We start from the raw sequence: 683 nt of genomic DNA on the forward strand, positions 1-683 counted from the left end.
CGCCGAGCACCCCCATCAGGGCGCTGGAGGAGTCGTTGGTGCGCACCTGCAGGTGGGCGGGTGCCCCGTCCTCCACGAGACCGACCACCCTGGCGGAGAAGTCCTCCGGGATCGTCATGACCACGTGGTAGGTGCCGTCACGCAGGCCGGCCTCGGCGGTCGCGGCGTCGGTCAGCCGGAAGTCCAGGGACATCGCGTCCTCGGTGGTGTCCGGGTCCGGTGAGGTGAGCTCGGCGGCGAGGAGCCGGCCCGCGGCGATCGGCTGCTCGCCCTCGAGGATCATCTCGTCCAGGTTCACCACCGCGGCGGGGACCCGGTCCAGGTTGTCCACCCGGCCGCCCAGGGACCACAGGGCGACGGCGCCGACGAGCAGCGGCAGCAGCAGGACCGCGACGAGGCGGGTGGGTCGGGTGGTCACAGTGCCTCCTGGTGGAGCGCAGGGTCGGTCCCGGGAGTGGCCGGGGACGGGCTCGCGGGCAGGGTCGAGGGCGGAGTCGAGGGCGGGGTCGAGGGCGGAGTCGGGGACGCGTTCGGGACCACGAGGAGGTCCGGCGGCACGTGCCGCTCGGCGGACGTGGCCGCCTCGCAGCCGGCGACGACGGTGGTGCCCGCGCGGGCCAGGTCCACCAGGCGCGCCCACCGGTCCGCCAGGTGCTCGGGCGAGACGTCCAGGTCGACGTCGT

2 protein-coding genes are annotated in these 683 nt (G+C 75.0%); both read right to left on the reverse strand.

Annotation, left to right across the window (positions count from 1 at the left end):
• On the reverse strand, nucleotides 1–418 hold a 418-nt coding region (locus N869_RS15740; RefSeq protein ID WP_035063267.1), incomplete at its 3' end, for a YhgE/Pip domain-containing protein.
• A partial coding sequence (locus N869_RS18160) for a hypothetical protein (protein ID WP_035063269.1) occupies nucleotides 415–683 on the reverse strand: 269 nt, incomplete at its 5' end. The genes N869_RS15740 and N869_RS18160, both read right to left, overlap by 4 nt.

This window comes from Cellulomonas bogoriensis 69B4 = DSM 16987 (assembly GCF_000767165.1).
GTDB lineage: Bacteria > Actinomycetota > Actinomycetes > Actinomycetales > Cellulomonadaceae > Actinotalea > Actinotalea bogoriensis.